This is a genomic window from Mesorhizobium sp. M8A.F.Ca.ET.021.01.1.1 (assembly GCF_003998025.1).
Taxonomy (GTDB): Bacteria; Pseudomonadota; Alphaproteobacteria; order Rhizobiales; family Rhizobiaceae; genus Mesorhizobium.
This window is the reverse complement of the sequence record NZ_RZSJ01000663.1, coordinates 1-3,181: the sequence shown is the minus strand read 5'-3', so window position 1 is coordinate 3,181 and position 3,181 is coordinate 1. Positions and strand designations below refer to the sequence as shown.

General features: G+C 65.2%; 3 protein-coding genes. 2 read left to right on the top strand and 1 reads right to left on the bottom strand.

Going from position 1 to position 3,181, the window contains the following annotated elements; all coding sequences use genetic code 11:
• Positions 1 to 739: ABC transporter ATP-binding protein (locus EOA36_RS31740; protein ID WP_145969414.1), on the bottom strand; the 739-nt coding region annotated here is incomplete at its 3' end.
• 190 nt (positions 740 to 929) lie between these two features.
• Between EOA36_RS31740 and EOA36_RS31735 the strand changes: the two genes are divergently transcribed.
• Together EOA36_RS31735 and EOA36_RS31730 are read left to right on the top strand one after the other, a co-directional pair.
• Entirely contained in the window at positions 930 to 2,282 is a 1,353-nt protein-coding gene (locus EOA36_RS31735) for an LLM class flavin-dependent oxidoreductase (protein ID WP_127280803.1), read from the top strand.
• A gap of 11 nt (positions 2,283 to 2,293) precedes the next feature.
• Positions 2,294 to 3,067, top strand: coding sequence for a DUF427 domain-containing protein (locus tag EOA36_RS31730; RefSeq protein ID WP_127280802.1), 774 nt, complete (start codon positions 2,294 to 2,296; stop codon positions 3,065 to 3,067).
• The last annotated feature ends 114 nt before the right edge of the window (positions 3,068 to 3,181 follow it).

Here is a 3,181-nt window from a genome sequence, read left to right as displayed (position 1 = left end):
CTTCTGTGGCGACACCCGTCTCGACGATCGCGCCGGATTGCATCACCGAGACGCGGTCGCAGGAGCGCCTGATGAGGTTGATGTCGTGGCTGATCAGCAGGATCGAGGTGCGGTGCTCGCGGCGCAGATCGTCGAGGATGGCGATGATTTCGGACTGGACGCTGGCGTCGAGCGCCGTGGTCGGCTCGTCCATCACCAGCAGCGCCGGATCGAGCGCAATCGCTATGGCGATGTTGGCGCGTTGCTGCATGCCGCCCGACAGTTCGTGCGGATAAAGTTTTAGCACGCGCTCCGGATTGGCGACGCGGACGCGGCCGAGCAGCTGCGCCGCGCGCGCCTGCGCATCGTCATGATGCATCGGGCGATGGCGCAGGATCGTCTCGGTGATCTGGCCGCCAATGGTCATGCTCGGGTTCAGCGCCGAACCCGGATGCTGGTAGACGGCGGCGATGCGGTCGCCGCGCAGCCGGCGCAGCTCGACGGCCGAGAGGTCGCGGATTTCGCGGCTCTCGAAGGCGAGTTGCGCGGCCTCGACGCGGGCGTGTTTGGGCAGATAGCGCAGCACGGCCAGCGCCACCGAGCTCTTGCCCGAACCGGATTCGCCGACCAGGCCGAGCGCTTCGCCCTGGCCGATCTCCAGCGAAATGTCGTCCACCGCGCGATGGATGCGCCTGGCGCTCCGGTAGGAAACCGAAAGGTGCTCGACGCTCAGAACCGAAGACGACGATGAAGAGGACATGCCCGAAACCACTTTCTGTCCGCGCGGCGATCGGGGGCAATCGCTTCCGCTTTCACATAGAACAATCTCTATAAAATTACTCGAATTAAGCCCGGGCGCAATCTAACTTTTACCGACTGGAAGGTTTTCAGGGCACGGCCACACGCCGCCGCGCCTGACGATTTCCGCATGGACAGGGAAGGCTACCGGCATGTCGCACATGATCCTCAGCGCGTTCTTCTTCAACCCGCAGGGCGACCACCGCATGGCCTGGCGCCATCCCCGCGCGCCGGGGCGCGAGGTGCTCGATTTCGACTATTACCGCGAGCTGGTGCAGGCGGCGGAACGGGCGACGATCGACACCATCTTCGTCGCCGACCACGTGTCGATCTGGGATTCGGTCAAGAGCGGCGTCGCGCACTACGCCAATGCGCGGCTGGAACCGCTGACGCTGCTGTCGGCGCTGGCCGGCGTCACCAGGCATATCGGCCTGATCACCACGGCGTCGAGCTCCTACAGCGAGCCCTACAATGTGGCGCGGCTGTTCGCTTCGCTCGACCACATCTCCAAGGGCAGGGCGTCGTGGAACGTCGTCACCTCGGCGATGGACGAGGAGGCGCGCAATTTCGGCCGCGACGGCAATATCGAGCACGCCTTCCGCTATGAGCGCGCCGGCGAATTCCTCGATATCGTCAAGGCGCTGTGGGACAGCTGGGAGGACGAGGCGCTCCTCATCGACAAGCAGACGGGCTATTTCGCCGACCCCGACAAGGTCCATCCGATCGACCACAAGGGCAAGCATTTCAAGGTACGCGGGCCGCTCAACGTGTCGCGGCCGCCGCAGGGCCATCCGCTGATCGTCCAGGCCGGCTCGTCCGAGGACGGCAAGAATTTCGCCACCGCCCAGGCCGACGTGCATTTCGCCATCTTCTCCACACGGGAAGACGGCATCAAATACCGGCAGGACATCAACGAGCGGCTGGCCCGCCACGGCAGGCGGCCGGAAAGCTTCAAGATACTGCCCGGCATCCTGCCGATCGTTGCCGCCTCCGAGGCAGAGGGCCGCGACAAGCAGGACTACCTGCAGACGCTGCTGCCCGACCAGGTCGGCATCGACCTTTTGTCGAGCTGGAGCGGCATCGACCTCTCCGTCTACCCGCCTGATGGCCCGCTGCCGCCGCTGCCGGACGAGAGCACCTTCAATGGCGGGCGCACCTCGCTCAACCGCGTCAAGCAATGGTCGAAGCAGAACCTCAGCCTGCGCGACATCGCCCGCAAGCTCGCCAACAGCGGCTCGGTGCCGACGGTGGCCGGCACGCCCAGGCAGATCGCCGACCAGCTGGAAGACTGGTACGTCGCCGGCGCCTGCGACGGCTTCAACCTGATGTTCCCGCTGCTGCCCGAGGACTGGGTGAATTTCGCCGAGCAGGTGGTGCCGGAACTGCAGCGGCGCGGCCTGGTGCCGACCGAATACGCGCCCGGCACGCTGCGCGACCGCTTCGGCCTTGCGCGCCCCGCCAACCGTTTCGCCGATCAGCGCGCCGATCAGCGCGCCGTGTCCTGAGAGGAAAAGCCATGACCGCCGCGCCGAACCTCCAGCCCCGCGAAGCCACTGCTCCGCGTCTCGTCAATGTGCTGCACAGCCCCAAGCGTGTGCGTGTGAAATTCGGCGGCCGCACCATCGCCGACAGCCGCAACGTGCTGGTGCTGCGCTCCAACCATTTCCTGCCGATCTATTTCTTCCCGCCGTCCGCGGTCGATCCTTCGGTGCTGAAACCGTCGCTGCATCGCGAGCCGCATGCGGTCGGCGGCGAGACCGCCTATTGGGACATCGACAGCGGCGACAAGCGCGCCGCCAACGCGGCCTGGTCGTTCACGGCGCCGCCGGATGAAAACCTGGCGCCGCTCGCCGGCCGCATTGCCTTCACCTGGAAATCGGTCGACCAGTGGTTCGAGGAAGAGGAAGAAGTCTTCGTCCACGCCCGCGATCCCTATGCCCGCATCGACGTGCTGCAGAGTTCCAGCCATGTCGAGGTCTGGTTCGACGGCGAGGTCATCGCCGACAGCCATCGTCCGGTGCTGCTGTTCGAGACCCATTTGCCGACGCGTTTCTACCTTCCTCCGGAGGATATCCGGCTGGAGCGGCTGACGGCGTCCAGTTCGACGACGCGATGTCCCTACAAGGGCATCGCCTCCTACTGGTCGGGCCTGCTCGGCGATGGTTCGGTTCGCCCCGACATCGCCTGGAGCTATCGCGAGCCGATCGACGAGGTCGCGAAAATCAAGGGCCTGATCGCCTTCTATCCGCAGGCGGTCGACCGCATCCATCTCGACGGCCAGCCCGCCTGACGGCGGCTTTTTTCCCAACTTCCCATTCAAGAGAGAAAAACAATGACGAAACGTTCAGACATCGATCTTTTGCGCAGCCAGGCCACGCGCGGCCACACTGGCGACATCTGGAAT